This is a genomic window from Streptosporangium album (genome assembly GCF_014203795.1).
GTDB lineage: Bacteria > Actinomycetota > Actinomycetes > Streptosporangiales > Streptosporangiaceae > Streptosporangium > Streptosporangium album.
The window spans coordinates 2,947,502-2,963,755 of the sequence record NZ_JACHJU010000001.1 but is presented as its reverse complement, the minus strand read 5'-3'; the positions used below and the strand labels follow the sequence as shown (position 1 = coordinate 2,963,755).

The window sequence follows — 16,254 nt, the reverse complement described above, 5'->3', positions numbered from 1 at the left end:
GTCGTCGGTATGAAGGTGATCGAGGTCAGCAACCTCCGCAAGCGGTACCGCGACCAGCTCGTGGTGGACGACGTGTCGTTCACCGTCGAGGAGGGCGAGATCTTCGGCGTTCTCGGCCCCAACGGCGCGGGCAAGACGACCACCGTCGAGTGCGTCGCCGGCCTGCGCACTCCCGACTCCGGCACCGTGAAGGTGCTCGGCGGCCTGAGCGGCATCCAGCTCAAGGAGCAGCTCGGCGTCCAGCTGCAGAGCTCCGCGATGCCCGCGAAGATCAAGGTCTGGGAGGCGCTGGACCTGTACGCCTCCTTCTACCGGGCACCCGCCGACTGGGGAGCGCTGCTGGAACGGGTCGGACTCGCCGGCAAGCGGGACGCCCCCTACGGCAAGCTCTCCGGCGGCCAGCAGCAGCGGCTGTCCATCGCGCTGGCGCTGATCGGCAACCCCCGGGTGGCGATCCTGGACGAGCTGACCACCGGCCTGGACCCGCAGGCCCGTCGCGACACCTGGGAGCTCATCGAACAGGTCCGCGCGGACGGGGTCACGGTCGTGCTGGTCACCCACTTCATGGAGGAGGCCGAGCGGCTCTGCGACCGGCTCGCGGTGATCGACTCCGGCCGGGTGGTGGCCGTCGACAGCCCGTCCGGTCTGATCTCCCAGGTGGACCGCCGGCAGCGCGTCAGGTTCCGGCCGTCGGCCGCGTTCGACGACGCCGTGCTCAGCGCCCTACCCGAGGTGGAAGGGGTGAGCCGCGACGGCGGCCGGATCGAGGTCACCGGCACCGGGAACCTGCTGCTCGCGGTCACCACCGCGCTGGCCGAGGCCGGGGTTGTCCCCGGCGACCTCCGGGTGGAGCAGGCCACCCTCGACGACGCCTTCCTCGCCCTCACCGGAAAGAAGATCTCCGCTTGACCTCCTCCCCAGCGCCAAAGCCCGGGGCCTCCACGATGGAAGGACTGAGATGAACAAGATGATCCTGACCGAGGCGAAGCTCTTCCTGCGGGAGCCGGGCGGCCCGATCTTCGCGATCCTGCTCCCCCTGGCACTCCTGCTGGGGCTGGGCAGCATCCCCGGCTTCCAGGAGGCGGATCCCGGGCTGGGCGGGCAGCGGGTGATCGACACCCAGCTCCCCGGCATGATGGTGATCCTGTCCGTGGTCACCATGGCGCTGACCGGGCTACCGGCCGTCCTGGTGGGCTACCGGGAGAGCGGCGTGCTGCGCCGGATGTCCACCACTCCGGTCGGCCCGGTCCGGCTGCTGGTCGCCCAGGTCGTGAACAACGTCGCGGTGGCGGTCGTCGCGACCGCCCTGCTGGTCGGCCTGGGCAACCTCGTCCTCGGCATCGCGCTGCCCGGGAACCCCCTGGCGTTCGCGGGCGTGTTCGTGCTCGGCAGCGCCTCGATGTTCGGCCTCGGCCTGCTGATCGCCGCCGTGGCGCCCAACGCCAAGGCCGCGCCCGGCATCGGCTCGCTCCTGATGTTCCCGCTGCTCTTCCTGGCGGGCATGTGGATCCCCCGGGAGCTCCTGCCGGACCTGGCACGGCAGATCGGCGACTTCCTGCCGATGGCGCCCTTCGCCCAGGCGCTCCGCGACACGTGGGCGGGCCACGCGCCCCAGCCGCTGCACCTGGTGGTCATGGCGGTGACCGTGCTCGTCGCCGGGGCGCTGGCCGCACGGCTGTTCCGGTGGGAGTAGGCCTCGGTCCGGTACGGCCCGCGCCCGAGGGTGCGGGCCGTACCTCCGTGGTGGACGGTGGCTCCCCCGCCGGTCGCGGAGGCGGCCCCGCCGGTCTACGCGGGCCGGGTGGCGCCGTTCACGGTGAGCATGATGGTGTAGACCGAGGTCGTGGCCGTGATGAACAGCTGGTTGCGCTTGAGACCGCCGAAGCAGATGTTGGACACGGTCTCGGGAACATGGATTTTGCCGATCAGCGTGCCGTCGGGGTCGAAACAGTGCACGCCGTCCCCGGCCGCGGCCCAGATCCGTCCGTCGGTGTCCAGCCGGATGCCGTCGAAGGCGCCGGACGTGCACGTGGCGAGCACCTCGCCACCCGACAGCGTGCCGTCCTCGTTCACTCCGAACGCCCTGATGTGGTTGACCCTGGTGTCGACGATGTAGAGCGTGGACTCGTCGGGAGAGAAGGCCAGGCCGTTGGGCCGGACGAAGCCGTCGGCCACGATCCGCACCTCTCCGGTCACCGGGTCCACGCGGTAGACGTGGCAGGCCCCGATCTCGCTCTGCGCGCGGTGGCCCTCGTAGTCGGTGTCGATGCCGTAGGACGGGTCGGTGAACCAGATGGACCCGTCCGACCTCACCGCCACGTCGTTGGGGCTGTTGAGCCGCCTGCCCTCCCATCGGTCGGCGATCACCGTGATGGAGCCGTCGTGCTCGGTCCGGGTGACCCGGCGGTTGCCCTGTTCGCAGGAGACCAGCCGGCCCTCGCGGTCGACGGTGTGGCCGTTGGTGTAGCCGGCGGGCTGCCGGAACGGGCCGACGGTGCCGGTCATCTCGTCCCAGCGGAGCATCCGGTCGTTGGGGATGTCACTCCAGGCCAGGAACCGGCCCGCAGGGAAGTAGACCGGGCCCTCGGCCCAGCGGCAGCCCGTGTGAAGCCGCTCGAGGCGGTCGTCCCCCCGGCAGGCCTTGAACCGGTCGTCCAGCGTCTCGAAGCGCGCCTCGATCGTCTCCATCGTCCCCATCCTTGGAATTTCGTTCTGCCATTACTTAAGAGCACAGGATGGTATTCGGTCAAGCCGGAAATTGACCGACTAGAATTCAGCATTACGATGAACCATCGTGGACAACATCGACCGTGAGCTCCTCGCCCTGCTCCAAGCCGACGCCACCCAGTCCTACGCCGCGCTCGGCGAGGCCGTGGGCCTGTCCAGCGGAGCGACCCACGAGCGCGTGCGCAAGCTCCGCCGGCGCGGCGTGATCAGGCGGACGTCGGTGGACGTCGACCCGGCCGCGGTCGGCAAGGGCGTGGCGGCTTTCGTGATGCTCGATGCCAGCGCGTGGATGGGCGGCGAGGAGACCGCCGCCGCGCTCGCCGCGCTGCCCTGGATCGAGGAGGCCCACATCGTCGCCGGGGCGGCCTCCCTGATGGTCAAGGTGCGCACCTCCAGCCCCGAGGACCTGCAGGCGGTGCTCAGACGCCTGCACGAGGTCCCCGGGGTCACCAGCACCCAGACCGTGGTCGTGCTGGAGACGTTCTTCGAACGCCCCCTCGACCCCCGGGGAGACAGCCCTCGCGACCAGGAACGGCCGTCATAGGCCTCGCGGGCGTCGCGGACCTGCTCGATATGGCTCTCAGCCCATGCCTTGATGGTCAGCATGACCGGCTGAAGATCACGGCCGAGCTCGGTGAGGGCGTAGCCGACACGGACCGGCACCGAGGGGGTGACCGTACGGGCGACCAGGCCGTCGCGTTCCAGGCCGCGCAGGGTCTGCGTGAGCGTCTTCTGGCTGACGCCGGCGATGAACCCTTGCGGAGGGAGGAACGGCGCGTGCCACCCTTGGAGCATGCTGACACTGGCGCATGTAAGTGACATCCACATCGACGGCTCCCCCCGCAGCATCGAGCGGACACGGGCCGTCATGCGGCACCTGGAGAGCCTGCCCGGCCCGCTGGACGCCGTCATCGTGACCGGGGACATCGCCGACCACGGTTCGGTCGAGGAGTACGAGACCGCGCGCGAGCTGCTGGCCTCCCGTTATCCGACGGTGGTGTGCCCGGGCAACCACGACGCCCGCCCGGCCTTCCGCAAGGTCCTTCTCGACCAGGACGGCGACGGCCCCGTCAACCAGGTCCTACGGCTCGACGGCCTGACCGTGGCCCTGTGCGACTCCAGCATCCCCGGGCGGCCGGAGGGCATCCTGGAGGACGAGACGATCGCCTGGCTGGAGACCGTGCTCGCCGAGTCCGCCGGCACCCCGGTCATCGTGGGCATGCACCACCCCGCGGTGGCCCTGGGCATCCCCTACGTGGACACGATCGGACTGCGCTCCCCCGAACGGCTGGAGGAGGTGCTGCGGCGGCATCCCCAGGTGGTGGCCGTGCTCGCCGGCCACGCCCACACCCCGGCGAGCACCACCTTCGCCGGCCTGCCTCTCGTCGTCGCCCCGGGAGTCATCTCCACCGCGTTGCTCCCCCAGGAGTTCGCCTCGCCGGATCCGCGTGACTTCGAGCTCCCGCCCCAGATCGCCGTGCACCACTTCGAGGACGGCCGCCTCACCACCCACATGCGCCCGGTGCTCTGAATCCGTACGGCCAAGCGGCCTCGGGCCGGCGGCTCAGGCGGCGCGGTGCTCCTGCGGGCTGACGCCGAACACGCGCTTGAAGGCAGCGCTCAGTGCGAAGGCGCTGCCGTAGCCGACCTGCCGGGCCACCGCGCCGATGGTGACGTCGGTCTCGCGCAGCAGATCGGCGGCCATGGCCAGCCGCCACTCGGTGAGGAACGTCATGGGCGGTTCGCCGACCAGCTCTGTGAAGCGACGTGCCAGCGAGGCCCGGGAGACGCCGCTCCCGGCTGCCAGCCCGGCCACGGTCCAGGGATGGGCCGGGTTGTTGTGGAGCATCCGCAGCGCCCGGCCCACCACGGGATCACTCTGAGCGCGGTACCAGGCCGGCGCCTCCGCCTCCGGGCGGGAGAACCAGGTCCGCAGCACGGCGATGAGCAGCAGGTCGAGCAGCCGGTCGAGAACGGCCTCCTGCCCCGGCTCGTCCTTGACGATCTCGTCGCCGAGCAGCGGGATGAGAGGACAGTCCCAGGCGTCTTCGGGCAGGACCAGCAGGGCGGGGAGTGCCGCGAGCAGCCGCCGGCTGATCTCGCCGTGCATCTGGTAGGTGCCGGTGATCATCATCGTCGAGCCGTCCGGGCTGTTGCCCCAGGTGCGGACACCCAGATCCATCGCCTGGGCCAGGGACTCGCCCTGCGGGGTGGTGCAGTGCTGTCCGGGCTGGATCACCACCTGGGGTGGGGTGGCCGGATCGTCGGCCACCGTGTAAGGATCGGGACCGCGCATGATCGCGACGTCCCCGGGGTGGAGCCGCACCGCCTCACCGCTGTCGGGGACCACCCATGCCCGGCCCCGCATCATGGCCACCAGGGTGAGCGGTGCCTGATCCTGGATCCTCAGGGACCAGGGCGGGTTCAGAATCGACCGCAGCAGGAAGGCTCCTCGGGCCCTGGGCCCGTCCAGAAGTCCGGCGAGTGCATCCATACGCTCGATCTTAGACGCATAAACATGGATTTGCGCTTCTCGACCATGTTCCGTCTCGCCGTAAGCGGCTTCACTGGTGGCATGACAGAGAACACGCATCAGCGAACGACCTTGATCCTGGGTGGCACGGGCAAGACCGGCCGCCGGGTGGTGGAGCGGCTCACCGCGCGCGGCCTGCCGGTGCGGGCCGGGTCCCGATCCGGCGAGCCCCCGTTCGACTGGGAGGACCAGACCATGTGGGCGCCCGTGCTGCGGGACGTGGAATCGGTGTACGTGACGTACTACCCCGACCTGGCCTTTCCCGGCGCCGCCGACGCGGTCGGCGCCTTCGCCGAGCTCGCGGTGGCGAACGGGGTCCGACGGCTGGTCCTGCTGTCCGGCCGGGGCGAGGAAGAGGCCCAGGTCAGCGAGGAGGCGGTGCGGAAGTCCGGGGCCGAATGGACGATCCTGCGGGCGAGCTGGTTCTCCCAGAACTTCAGCGAGTACTACCTGCTGGAGCCGGTGCTCAGCGGCGTGATCGCGCTGCCGGCCGGGAACATGGCGGAGCCGTTCGTCGACGCCGACGACATCGCGGACGTCGCGGTCGCGGCGCTGACGGAGGACGGCCACGCGGGCCGGCTGTACGAGCTGTCCGGCCCCCGGCTGCTGACCTTCGCCGACGCGGCCGAGGAGATCGCCAAGGCGTCCGGCAGGGAGGTGCGGTACGTACCGGTCTCCGCCGAGGACTACGAGAACACCCTCGTGGAGTACGGCGTTCCGGCTGAGGAGGCGACGCTGCTGACCGCACTGTTCACCAAGGTCCTGGACGGCCGCAACGCCCACCTGACCGACGGCGTCCGGCGCGCTCTGGGCAGGGAACCCCGGGACTTCACCGACTACGCGCGCGACGCCGCGGCAACCGGCGTCTGGAGCGACTGAAAAGCCAGATGGCACGGACACCGGGCACACTTTCGGGAGCGTGCCCGGGTCCGTCCCTCTATCTTGGAGAATGGAATGTTCGAAATGTTCAGAAGCGCCGCACTGGTCGCGTCCACCCTGACCACCGGGCTGATGGCGGGCCTGTTCTACGCGTTCGCCTGCTCGGTCATGCTCGGCCTGGGCCGTACGGACGACCGGACCTTCGTCGGCGCGATGCAGTGGATCAACGTGAAGATCCTCAACGGCTGGTTCCTCGTCCCCTTCATGGGCGCGCTGGTCCTGATCGCCCTGGCCGGCGCACTTCATCTGCGCGGGGACGGGCGGTCCGCGCTGCCGTGGATCGTGGCCGCCCTCGTGCTGTACGGCATGACGCTGGCCATCACCTTCGCCGTCAACGTGCCGCTCAACAACCAGCTCGCCGCGGCCGGAGCGCCCGACGGCATCACCGACCTCGCGGCGGTGCGCGAGGCTTTCGAGGCGACGTGGAACCGCTGGAACCTCGCCCGTGCGGTGACGTCCACGGCCGCGTTCGGCTGCCTTGTCTGGGCCCTGGTGCTGCATGGGGGAACCGGCTGACGGCACCGGCGGCCCGGCGCGGCGGGTGGTCGTACGGCTGCGCGCTACGGACGGTGACCGCAGGCGCGGCCGTACGGGCGTGGCGCGGGTTCTCGCTCAGTCCGCCCGGACGGGCGGACGGGCGGGCATGTCGCTCCTCGGTACGAGAACGATGGGAGATGCCGGAGCCCGGCAGGGCCCGCGTGAGCACCCGCTCCGGCAGAGGCGCAGGAGACCGTCACACGACTTCGAAGTTGGCCATCATGGCCATGTCCTCATGTTCGAGGTTGTGACAGTGCATGACGTAGCGGCCGCGATAGCCGGTGAACCGGGTGATGACCTCGACGAGCTGCGCGTCGCGCAGCTCGACCGTGTCCTTCCATTCCGGCGGCCCGGCCGGGCGCTCACCGTTGACCGACAGCACCTGGAAGTGGGCCAGGTGCAGATGCACGGGATGGGTGACATCACTCGTGAAGCGCCAGATCTCGGTGTCGCCCAGCCGCGGCCTGGCGTCCATCCGCCGAGGGTCGAACGGCTTGCCGTTGATCAGCCATCCCGTGCCGCCGTGCATGCTCCCCCCGGCGAACTCGAAGTCCCGCGTCACCTTCGCCTTGGCCGGGTCCAGCCGCTCGATCTGCGACAGCACCTTCGGGATCGACGAGTCATCGCGTGCGTCGCGGTCGACGGCGAACCGCATCACCTTGCCCTGCGGCCCCTCGTCTGCGAGGTTGCCCAGCTCGACTCGGTCCCCGATCCGGTAGGCCGAGAAGTCGATGATCACGTCCGCCCGTTCCGCCGGCGCGAGCCGTATCCGCTGCGCTGCCCGGGGTGCCTCGAGCAGCCCGCCGTCGCTGCCGATCCGCACGATCGTCCCGCCCGGCGACAGCGAAAGCTCGTAGACGCGGGCGTTGGAGCCGTTGAGCAGCCGGAAGCGGTAGCGTGCCCGCTCGACCCGCAGTTCCGGCCAGGGAGCCCCGTTGACCAGGATGACGTCACCCAGCACCCCGCCCATGAAAGCCTCACGGGCACCGGGCCGGTCGGAAGATCCGGGATACGGCATGGAGCCGTCCTCGGCGAACGACCGATCGCAGATCATCAGCGGGATGTCCCGTTCGCCCGTGGGCAGCGGGAGCGCCTCCTCCTCCGCGTCTCTCACCAGGAAGAAACCGGCCAGACCACGCCAGACCTGCGGGCCGGTGTAGTCCATACGGTGGTCGTGATACCAGAGCGTGGCCGCCCGCTGGTCGAGCGGGAACTCGTAGCCGCGCCGGGTGTTCGGCTGCACCAGATCGGTGGGGTAACCGTCCGACTCCGGCGGGGTGCGGCCACCGTGCAGGTGCGTCACCGTCGGAGCGTCGAGACCGTTGGAGACCTGCACGACGGCCCGGCGGCCACTGCGCGCCTCGATCGTGGGCCCGGGAAACTGCCCGTCGTACCCCCAGATCCTGGTGCGCAGGCCCGGCAGGATCTCCAGGTCGGCCGCGCGCTGAGTCAGGTCGTAGTAGTCGCTGTGGCCGTCGGTCCGCGATGGCTTGGCCACCATCGGCGTCGGGAGCGGCACCGTGAACGGCTTGGGCAGCGGTGCGGTGCTGGCCAGCAGCCGGGCCTGCGGGGTCCTGCCGAGCAGTGAGCACCCGGAGGTTCCGGCCATCGCGGCCGCGGCTCCCACGCCGAACAGGCGCAGTGCCTGTCGTCTCGTCAGCGTCATGTCGTGACGGCCACGACGGGCTGGGGACGCGACCAGACCCGGACCAGCTGCATGACGCTCCCGCCGAACATCAGCACGCCCAGCGGCACGTGGAGGGCCTTCATGTGCGCCACGCCGAGCATCGCCTGGACCAGGACGAAGACCACCATGGCGACCGCGGGAACGATCATGCGCGGCAAGCCGCCTCCGGGCCGCCGCACCAGGATCGCGGCGACGAGATACAGCAGCGCGGTCGCGACCACCGCAGCCGACGAGATGCTGTGCATCGCCCGGCCTCCGGGCGTGGACAGCAGCAGCCCGGCGGTGATCGCCTGGATCAGGAGCGCGGCCGTCTGCAGGGCGAGTGCGACACGCAGCATCGGGAAGAAGCGAGGAGTGGGCATGGGTCTGTCTCCTTGGCGGTTCATCGGCTCGTTACGGGCCGCGGGGCGTCTGGCTGCGCGCGATGCGTCATCTCGGTTCCCTCCGTGAGCGGTCTCGTACTGAGATCCTCGCTTTTCCGGGCACCGCGGTCGTCGTACCTGGGAAGACTTCTCCGGCTACGTCAGGGAGCGCAGACACGGCGGGACCGCTACTGCACGGGGAGTAGTGCGCATTGCCGAACTGGTGCGAAGAAGGACAATCCGGGCGTCGGTGGCGCGTTCGGCGACTGCCCTCGCCGACGCGGTGGCCGAAGTGGGCGCCGACGACGGCCAGAGTGCGGGCGGCGATGTCGCGCACCTCACGCGAGACGCGCAGCCGCTCCCCGGCGGCGCAAACACCGCTGGCGGACACGCCGTCTCAACGGCGTGCGGGTGTGTCACGTGGTCTGGGTCACGGCCACCGCCGCCTTGAGATCCGCCCAGAACTCGGGACAGACCGTGGCGACCAGGCGCGGCATGTCCTCGCGCTTGTCGAGCCGGCCCCTGACGAAGACCACGGTGTCCTCGACGAGCTGGGTCGAGATGAGCTGGTAGGTGGCGGGGAAGAACATGCAGTCGATGGAGCCGGCCAGGTCCTCCACGGTGGCGATGGCCCAGGCGTTGCCCTGTTCGGTCATTTTGCGTTGCAGGCCGGAGATGATGCCGCCGATGGTGACGATCGCACCGTCGGCGTGCTCCCCGGCGGTGAGCTGGGCGATCGCCGCGTCGGCCTTGTCGGACAGGATGTGCTCGATGCCGAAGAGGGGGTGGTCGGAGACGTACAGGCCGAGCATCTCGCGCTCCTGGGCGGCCTTCTGCACCTGCTCCTGGTAGACGACCAGGCCGTAGGTGAGGTCCAGGACCTCCCTCAGCGGCTCCTCCAGCTCCGGATGGACCGGGGTGATCTCCTGCAGACCGTTCTTGCGGAGCGCGTGGTTCGTGTGCGAGTTCATGCCCATCGGGCCCGGCCGGTACAGGGCGGTAACCGCGGTGATGTCCTCGAAGGTGCCGGGCTTCATCAGCCGCATGAGCGAGCGCATGGCGTTCCCCTCGGCGGAGAGATCGACGCCGGGTTCGTCTACCTCCGGGAGCCGGCACCCCGGGTTGCGGAGGCTTGTCTCGCATCTACAGCAGAGCTTTCTTCCGCCCGACGTCGATCGGGTGTGGCTTCCCCGGCATACGCAACAGAACCCGTCGGCTTCTCAACCCTGAAGGGACCGAGCTTGCCGCTCCGCACCGTCAACGGACTCGCCGGTCCCGGTCCCGGTGTCCGCTGGCGGGGCCACGCAGAATCCGGAGATCTTGGTGTTGCGGGTTATCGGTGGATGACACCTGGGGTGGGTTCGAGGCTGATGGAGTCGAGGTTGACGTTGCCGTTGTCGTTGGGGCCGTACACGAAGGTCAGCGGGGTGGTCTTGGTGAGGCGGAGGTTGACCTGGTGCTCGGACCAGGTGTCCCAGTTCTGCAGGGCGGGTAGCGGGAGCTGGAGGGACTGCGTTCCGCTGGAGAGGGTCATGGTCTGGGTGGCGCCCATGCCGTTGGCGTAGCGGAGGTGGATGGTGTACAGGCCGTCGGCGGTGGCCGAGGCGTTGAAGCGGACGCCGCTGTCCTTGGTCTTCAGACAGGCCACGAAGCCGGTGCCGGTGTAGCCGGTGTGGTCGGTGCGCAGGCACGCGCCGCTGATGAGCTGTGCGGACTCTGCTTCGATCTTGCGGGGGCCGGCGGCGAGAAGTCCGCTGACGGACAGCAGGTCCGCCGCGACGTCCGGGGCGATCGGCTCGGCGTTGACCACGGCGGTGAACCGGTTGAGGGCTTCCCGCATCCCCACCGGGTCGTTGGCGACTGCTGCGATGATCGCGGCTTTGACCTCGAGGGCGAGTCTGCCGGACAGGGCCGGGCTGAGGGTGCCTGTGTCTGTTGCCAGCCGCACCTTCAGGGCGAGGGAGAAGAGCGCTTCCGGTGTGTCGAGTCGGGTGGTGAGCTGGTCGTCGATGGCGGTGCGGGCCTGCGCGGTCACCTCGGTGAGGGGGAGACCGTAGAGGGCGAGGCGTACTTCCTGGAGGGCCAGGAGGCGGCCGGTCGGGTCGCCCTTGCGGAGCAGGCTCTCGGCCCTGGTGATCGTGGGCTGGAGGAGCGCCATCGCGGACGAGGTCACCTCGCCGGACTTCCGCAGTTCCCGGACGAGGCCGAGCAGCGAACGCGTCTGTGCTGTGCGGACCGATTTACCGCGCTCGCCGGTGGGTGCGCCGACCTCGACCCGGAAGTCCTGGTCGGGCACCTCGGAGGCAGGCAGTGTCCATTCGACGGTCCGGGCTCCGCCGCCCGCGACGCGGACGCGCTGGGCATCGCCGGCGGCGCGGCCGTCGAGGAACACCTGGGTCTGGAACTCTGCCACGGTGCTGCCGGTGTTGGTGAGCTGGGCCTTCACGGTGAGCTGCTGGGTGGCCGGGTCCAGCACGGCTTCGGGGGTGCCGTAACCGGCGCGGGGCGTGGTGTACCAGGGGAGGTCGCCGAGGTCTTCGGCGGTCGCGGGCCTGATCCTGACCGCCTGGCCGCCGGCGGCGACCAGCGACATCGACAGCCGGGTGGACGATCTGACCAGGGTCTTGCGGATCTCGACGGGCAGCGGGCCGCTCTTCCAGGTGGTCTCCTGGGCGTCGGCGTAGGTCTCCGCCACGAAGGTGCCTTTGGGGAGGAACGACAGCGGCACCTGGAGGGTCCGGTCGTTCTCGTCGGTGATCGCGCCGAGGTACCAGGTGTCGCCGTTGCGCCGGGCGGTCGTGGTGTAGTCGCCGATGACGCTGTCCAGGACGCGGGTCTCGTCCCAGGTGGCGGGCATGTTCTTGAGGAAGGCGAATCCGGGGTGGGCGGTGTAGTTCTCGGGGGTGTCCGCGAGCATCTGCAGCGGGCTGAAGAACGTCGGGTACAGCGCGAGTTGTGCGGCCGAGGTGGTCTGGACGCGGGTGCCGAGCCGGGCCGGGTCCCATGTGACGTTCAGAACGCCGGGCGTGTAGTCGGCGGGTCCTCCCATGAACCGGGTGAAGGGGAGGATCGTGGCCTGCGCGGGCGGGTTGCCGTTGACGCCCATGTAGTTCTGCTGCTCCATGCCCGCGACGCCCTCGCCCGTCATCATGTTCGGGTAGGTGCGCGCCAGGCCGGTAGGCTTGATCGCCTCATGGGCGTTGACCGTGAGGCGGTGCCGGGCCGCCGCGTCGATCACCCGCTGGTAGTGGCGGACGGCCTCCTGGTCGTAGTGGCTGCGGTTGACGCCGCCGAGCAGGAACTTCGTGGCGTAGCCGGTCTTGATCGCGTGGATGCCGAGTTCTTCGTACCTGGAGAAGATCTTCTCCAGGTTCTGGTCGTAGTAGTCGATGTCGCCCCGGGTCTCGTTGTGCGCGATGTACCCGATGCCGTTGTCGGCGGCGTAACGGAGGATTTCGGGGAGGTCGAAGTCGGCCTGCGGGGTCAGGAAGTCCTGGCCCGCCCAGGTGCCGCCGGAGTTGGTGTTCCAGCCCTCGGCCAGCACGAACTTCGCGCCCGCCTCCTTGGCCAGGTCGATGTACTGCTTGACCCGTGCGGTGGTCGCGCCGTGCTTGGGCCCGGCATTCCAGGTGGTCTGCCTGCGCTGGAGCTCCCACCAGACGCCCACATACGTCGCGGGCTTGATCCAGGACGTGTCGTCGCAGATCGCGCACGGGTCGTTGAGGTTCTCGATCAGATGGGATTCGCCCAGGTCGCCGGGGCGTTCGCCCACGGTCAGGGTGCGCCAGGGCGTGGAGAACGCGCCGTTCAGCTTGGCCTTGGTGCCGTCGGGGAGGGCGATCAGGTCGCTGGAGAACCGGCCGGGCCGTCCTGGCACCGACTTCAGCGTCATGCTGGGGTAGTCGGTCAGGTCGGCCTCGTGCACCACCACGTAGGAGTCAGCGGCGGAGGAGGCGGTGATGGGGGTCTGGGCGGTGGAGACGCCGGACAGGGGCAGGTCGCGGTAGTGCTGCTCGTCGGCGGACCAGGTCTTGCCCGCGGCGATCGACCAGCTCCGCGCGCCGGGGTCGAGGGCGAACTCGGTCTGCTCGGCGGTGACGGTGTAGGCGTCCAGGCCAGGCTGGTCGGGGAAGTGGTAGCGGAAGCCGACCCCGTCGTCGAAGACCCGGAACACCAGGTCGAGCTTGAACCCTGTGCCGGCCTGGACCGCGTGGACGGTGAGCTCCCTCGCGTGGTTCCTGACCTTGCTCGACGTCCCCCAGACCGGCTTCCACGTCTCGTCGATCGTGCGCCGTTCGACGGACTCGATGGCCATGCCCTGCGTGAGGCTGGGTCGTCCCGCGAGATCCATACCGAGCCCGGACGCACCAACGAGTGTCTTGTCATGCTTCGTCACGCTGTAGGTGAGACGCCCGCCGACGGTGGTGACCGCGACCCGCAGATCACCGTCCGGCGACTTAACGACCTGAGCGCTCTCCCCGGTGACCTCGGTGAGGGCAGTGGAGGCGGGTGTGGGTTCCTGGGCCAGCGCCGGCGCCGGCGCCGCCGCGATCCCTCCGGAGACCACGACGGCCGCCGTCATCGAGAGCAGTCCCGCCCGTCTACTTCTCCGCTCGGCCTTCTTACGTTCCATGCATGCCTCTTCTAACGGGGTGGTGATGCGACGGAGAAGACTCCGCGACATGTCCCGTGACGGTAGATGGCAGAAAATACTCTGGTCAACACCCTTAATGTGATTTAATTAGTGCATTAAGCATCCAAATTAGGTACGCTTGGCTGGTGTCCACCACACCGAACCAGCGGATCGAACGCAGCAGGCGCGCGATCCTCGACGCGCTGAACCAGTCCTTCCCCGCGACCCGGCAGGAGCTGAGCCACCGGACCGGCCTCGCACCGAGCACGGTGGCGGGGATCGTCCGGGGCCTGCTGGCCAAAGGGCTGGTGCAGGAGCACGAGGCCACCGACCACACGGGACTCGGCAGGCCGTCGTCACGGCTGTCGCCGCGCCGCCCTCCGGGGCATCTCGTCGGGATCGACTTCGGGCACAAGCACATCTCGGCGGCGCTCGCCTCGACCGCGCAGGAGATCGTCGCCGAGGGCACGGTGTCCCTCGACGTGGACGCCTCGGCGAGCAACGCGCTCGACCAGGCGGCGATCCTGGTCGCCGACCTGCTGGACCGGGCGGGAGTCCCGGCCGGTTCGGTGCGGCGGACCGCGGCGGGGATCCCGGGGCCGATCAACCAGGTGACCGGCAAGATCCAGTCGGCCACGATCCTCGCCGGCTGGGCCGGGGTCCGGCCTCGGCAGGAGCTGGTCGCCCGGCTCGGCGGGGAGGTGGTGATCGCGAACGACGCGGAGCTCGCCGCGCTGGCCGAGCACACGCACGGGGCCGGGCAGAACGTGTCCGACCTGGTCTACGTCAAGGCGTCCCACGGCATCGGAGCCGGGCTGATCCTCGCAGGCAGGCGGTATACCGGGGCGTACGGGGCATCAGGGGAGATCGGGCACACGCTGGTCCAGGAGGGCGGGACACAGTGCCGTTGCGGGCAGCGCGGCTGCCTCGAATCGGTGGTGTCGATCGGCGAGGTGTGGAGGCAGCTCATCGCGGCGGGTCTGCCGCTCTCCGAACGGCCCGACGACCTGTTCCTGGACGCCCTGGTCGACAACCCGGTGGTGGCCCGGATCGTCGCCGACGCGGGACGCCGGCTCGGACGGGTCCTGTCCGACCTGTGCAACGCTCTGGACCCCGCGATGCTCATCATCGGCGGCGAACTCGCGACCGCAGGGGACCCCCTCCTGGAAGGAATCCGCGAATCCCTGCGCCGCTTCGCCCAACCCGCGATCAGCGACCGCGTCCAGATCCGCTCCTCCACCCTGGGCCCTCGCGCCGCCCTTGTAGGAGCCCTGACCCTCGCCGCTACGGCACCCACCCATGAAAGACGGGCCCGTCGGCACTGACGGCGGCGTGATGCCCAGGCGGTGACGGCCCGCCCTTCTGCGGGTTTGATGCCCTCCGGACCCACCGGAACGACACCACCGTGCCGACCTCCGATGTTCTTCCGCTGGCGCCGGCATCGCCGTAATCGCCATCCAGGTACCGTGACCCTGCCCACCTCCTCCGAAACAGGCAGGGCACCGCGATTGCTCACCGAATCACGGATTTGCTCGGCGAGTGCTCATGATCGCGCGGAATTGCTCACGGATTCGCGGATCCTGCAGAAGTCTGTAGGTTCTCGTCTCACTTGTCATCTAGGGAGCTCGTGACCTGCGTCAATTAATCCCATCTCACGGTCTTGTCATCTGACCTGTCTCACGATCTTGTCGTTTTCCTCAGTCAGGTCGAGCACAGACATGAAGGTGCCGCTCCTCACGCCCTCCTCAACAGAAGATTCAGCTACGAGCCCGGTGCGGAATCTCTCCCGTGGCGCCCGTCCATATTGGGAAACAGCTCCCGCGCAGGCACTTCAAGAACGTCAGAGATCTTGAAGTGCCTGGTCCAGTAATGGACTGTGCATGCCGTTCTCGATCCGGTTGATCGTCTTACGATCAACATCAGCCAGTTCCCCAAACGTTCTTGGGTCAGCCCGTGCTGCTCGCGTACTCGGTCGATTCGGTTCAGGAGCGGATATGGCGCCAGCGCACCCTCTCCCTGTGATCAGGGGATACCCCGGGTCGCTTTGTGATCAGGCGGTGGCGCCGCCGTCGATGACGAGGTCGTGGCCGACGGCGAATCCGGACTCGGGGGAGGCGAGCCACAGCACGGTGGCGGCGACCTCCTCGAGCTTGCCGACCCTGCCGAGCGGAATCGACGGGGCGAGACGGGCGTCGCGTTCCTCGCGGCTCTCGCCGGGCAGCGATGACATCGGGCCGTCGCTGGCTCCGGGGCTGACCGCGTTGATGCGGATGCCGTCATCGATGTGGTCGAGTGCCGCGGCGCGGGTCAGGAAGCTCACGCCCGCCTTGGAAGTGGCATACGCGCTCGCCCCGGGAAGCCTGCGATGGGCACCGATGTTGGAGGCGGTGTTGACGATCGTGCCTCCGCCATTCGAGCGCATGTGCTGGATCTCGTATTTCATCGACAGGAACACTCCGGTCAGGTTGACGTCCAGCACGTTACGCCAGCCGTCGACGTCGAGGTCGGCGAGCGGAGCGGCCTGGCCGAAGACACCGGCATTGTTGTGCGCGATGTGCAGGCCGCCGTGATGCTCCACGGTCGTCGCGACCATCCGGGCGACGTCCTCCTGCCGGGTGACGTCGGCGGTGACGAAGCTCGCGCGCCCGCTCTCGGCCTCGATCAGCTTGACCGTCTGGTCGAGATTCTCCGCGTCACGCCCGGAGACGACGACGGTGGCGCCCTCACGGGCGAAGGCCCGCGCGGTCGCACGGCCGATGCCGGAGCCGCCGCCGGTGACGAGGGCGACCTTGCCGATGAATCGAGCGGTCATGATGTTCTCCTTCTTATCGAGTTC

Annotated in this window: 14 protein-coding genes and 1 pseudogene; 7 read left to right on the top strand and 8 right to left on the bottom strand. The window is 69.3% G+C overall.

Translation table 11 applies throughout. The features are described from left to right. The first annotated feature begins 9 nt into the window (after positions 1–9). Both FHR32_RS14135 and FHR32_RS14130 read left to right on the top strand, forming a co-directional pair. A complete protein-coding gene (locus tag FHR32_RS14135; protein ID WP_184754721.1) occupies positions 10–909 on the top strand; it encodes an ABC transporter ATP-binding protein in 900 nt (299 codons plus the stop codon). A gap of 49 nt (positions 910–958) precedes the next feature. Next, positions 959–1,693: an ABC transporter permease gene (locus FHR32_RS14130; protein WP_184754720.1), complete on the top strand. Its 735-nt coding sequence runs from the start codon at positions 959–961 to the stop codon at positions 1,691–1,693. A 95-nt stretch (positions 1,694–1,788) separates the two neighbouring features. Here the strand turns inward: FHR32_RS14130 and FHR32_RS14125 are convergent, their stop codons facing one another. Continuing rightward, on the bottom strand, positions 1,789–2,688 hold the full coding sequence (locus tag FHR32_RS14125) for an SMP-30/gluconolactonase/LRE family protein (RefSeq protein ID WP_184754719.1): 900 nt from the start codon (positions 2,686–2,688) through the stop codon (positions 1,789–1,791). 106 nt (positions 2,689–2,794) lie between these two features. Between FHR32_RS14125 and FHR32_RS46675 the strand changes: the two genes are divergently transcribed. After that, positions 2,795–3,271: an Lrp/AsnC family transcriptional regulator gene (locus tag FHR32_RS46675; protein ID WP_312882328.1), complete on the top strand. Its 477-nt coding sequence runs from the start codon at positions 2,795–2,797 to the stop codon at positions 3,269–3,271. 80 nt (positions 3,272–3,351) lie between these two features. Here FHR32_RS46675 and FHR32_RS44370 read toward each other — a convergent pair. Continuing rightward, positions 3,352–3,522 (bottom strand): annotated as a pseudogene (locus FHR32_RS44370) (winged helix-turn-helix transcriptional regulator); the annotation flags it as partial. Here FHR32_RS44370 and FHR32_RS14110 point away from each other — a divergent pair. After that, the gene (locus FHR32_RS14110) at positions 3,521–4,258 is read left to right on the top strand and encodes a phosphodiesterase (RefSeq protein WP_184754718.1); all 738 of its coding nucleotides are present in this window, start codon (positions 3,521–3,523) and stop codon (positions 4,256–4,258) included. The pseudogene FHR32_RS44370 and the gene FHR32_RS14110 sit on opposite strands and share 2 nt — an antisense overlap. 33 nt (positions 4,259–4,291) lie before the next feature. Here FHR32_RS14110 and FHR32_RS14105 read toward each other — a convergent pair whose 3' ends face one another. Further along, the gene (locus FHR32_RS14105) at positions 4,292–5,221 is read right to left on the bottom strand and encodes an AraC family transcriptional regulator (protein ID WP_184754717.1); all 930 of its coding nucleotides are present in this window, start codon (positions 5,219–5,221) and stop codon (positions 4,292–4,294) included. An 81-nt stretch (positions 5,222–5,302) separates the two neighbouring features. Here FHR32_RS14105 and FHR32_RS14100 point away from each other — a divergent pair, with 81 nt between their 5' ends. Both FHR32_RS14100 and FHR32_RS14095 read left to right on the top strand, forming a co-directional pair. Next, positions 5,303–6,139, top strand: coding sequence for an NmrA family NAD(P)-binding protein (locus tag FHR32_RS14100; RefSeq protein ID WP_221465400.1), 837 nt, complete (start codon positions 5,303–5,305; stop codon positions 6,137–6,139). A 75-nt stretch (positions 6,140–6,214) separates the two neighbouring features. Continuing rightward, positions 6,215–6,715 carry an anthrone oxygenase family protein gene (locus FHR32_RS14095; protein WP_184754716.1) on the top strand — a complete coding sequence of 167 codons (501 nt, stop codon included), beginning with the start codon at positions 6,215–6,217 and terminating at the stop codon, positions 6,713–6,715. 217 nt (positions 6,716–6,932) lie between these two features. Here the strand turns inward: FHR32_RS14095 and FHR32_RS14090 are convergent, their stop codons facing one another. The 4 genes from FHR32_RS14090 to FHR32_RS14075 form a co-directional block, all read right to left on the bottom strand. Beyond that, the gene (locus FHR32_RS14090) at positions 6,933–8,402 is read right to left on the bottom strand and encodes a multicopper oxidase family protein (protein WP_184754715.1); all 1,470 of its coding nucleotides are present in this window, start codon (positions 8,400–8,402) and stop codon (positions 6,933–6,935) included. Next, complete coding sequence (locus tag FHR32_RS14085; RefSeq protein WP_184754714.1) at positions 8,399–8,785, bottom strand: hypothetical protein; 387 nt, start codon at positions 8,783–8,785, stop codon at positions 8,399–8,401. Before FHR32_RS14085 ends, FHR32_RS14090 begins: the two co-directional genes overlap by 4 nt. A 416-nt stretch (positions 8,786–9,201) precedes the next feature. After that, positions 9,202–9,843 (bottom strand): OB-fold nucleic acid binding domain-containing protein, encoded by a 642-nt coding sequence (locus tag FHR32_RS14080; protein WP_221465399.1) that lies wholly within the window; start codon positions 9,841–9,843, stop codon positions 9,202–9,204. A gap of 275 nt (positions 9,844–10,118) precedes the next feature. After that, on the bottom strand, positions 10,119–13,418 hold the full coding sequence (locus FHR32_RS14075; protein WP_184754713.1) for a glycoside hydrolase family 97 N-terminal domain-containing protein: 3,300 nt from the start codon (positions 13,416–13,418) through the stop codon (positions 10,119–10,121). Between the two features lie 146 nt (positions 13,419–13,564). On the opposite strand from FHR32_RS14075, the gene FHR32_RS14070 reads away from it, so the two are divergent. Continuing rightward, positions 13,565–14,743 (top strand): ROK family transcriptional regulator, encoded by a 1,179-nt coding sequence (locus FHR32_RS14070; protein WP_184754712.1) that lies wholly within the window; start codon positions 13,565–13,567, stop codon positions 14,741–14,743. A 725-nt stretch (positions 14,744–15,468) separates the two neighbouring features. Here FHR32_RS14070 and FHR32_RS14065 read toward each other — a convergent pair. Next, a complete protein-coding gene (locus FHR32_RS14065; RefSeq protein ID WP_184754711.1) occupies positions 15,469–16,230 on the bottom strand; it encodes an SDR family NAD(P)-dependent oxidoreductase in 762 nt (253 codons plus the stop codon). Positions 16,231–16,254 lie beyond the last annotated feature (24 nt).

Excerpts from the sequence above, each read along its gene's own strand:
- FHR32_RS14135 (WP_184754721.1), top strand. The coding sequence starts at position 10 with ATGAAGGTGATCGAGGTCAGCAACCTCCGCAAGCGGTACCGCGACCAG.
- FHR32_RS14130 (WP_184754720.1), top strand. The coding sequence starts at position 959 with ATGAACAAGATGATCCTGACCGAGGCGAAGCTCTTCCTGCGGGAGCCG.
- FHR32_RS14125 (WP_184754719.1), bottom strand. The coding sequence starts at position 2,688 with ATGGAGACGATCGAGGCGCGCTTCGAGACGCTGGACGACCGGTTCAAG.
- FHR32_RS14110 (WP_184754718.1), top strand. The coding sequence starts at position 3,521 with ATGCTGACACTGGCGCATGTAAGTGACATCCACATCGACGGCTCCCCC.
- FHR32_RS14105 (WP_184754717.1), bottom strand. The coding sequence starts at position 5,221 with ATGGATGCACTCGCCGGACTTCTGGACGGGCCCAGGGCCCGAGGAGCC.
- FHR32_RS14100 (WP_221465400.1), top strand. The coding sequence starts at position 5,303 with ATGACAGAGAACACGCATCAGCGAACGACCTTGATCCTGGGTGGCACG.
- FHR32_RS14095 (WP_184754716.1), top strand. The coding sequence starts at position 6,215 with ATGTTCGAAATGTTCAGAAGCGCCGCACTGGTCGCGTCCACCCTGACC.
- FHR32_RS14090 (WP_184754715.1), bottom strand. The coding sequence starts at position 8,402 with ATGACGCTGACGAGACGACAGGCACTGCGCCTGTTCGGCGTGGGAGCC.
- FHR32_RS14085 (WP_184754714.1), bottom strand. The coding sequence starts at position 8,785 with ATGCCCACTCCTCGCTTCTTCCCGATGCTGCGTGTCGCACTCGCCCTG.
- FHR32_RS14080 (WP_221465399.1), bottom strand. The coding sequence starts at position 9,843 with ATGCGCTCGCTCATGCGGCTGATGAAGCCCGGCACCTTCGAGGACATC.
- FHR32_RS14075 (WP_184754713.1), bottom strand. The coding sequence starts at position 13,418 with ATGGAACGTAAGAAGGCCGAGCGGAGAAGTAGACGGGCGGGACTGCTC.
- FHR32_RS14065 (WP_184754711.1), bottom strand. The coding sequence starts at position 16,230 with ATGACCGCTCGATTCATCGGCAAGGTCGCCCTCGTCACCGGCGGCGGC.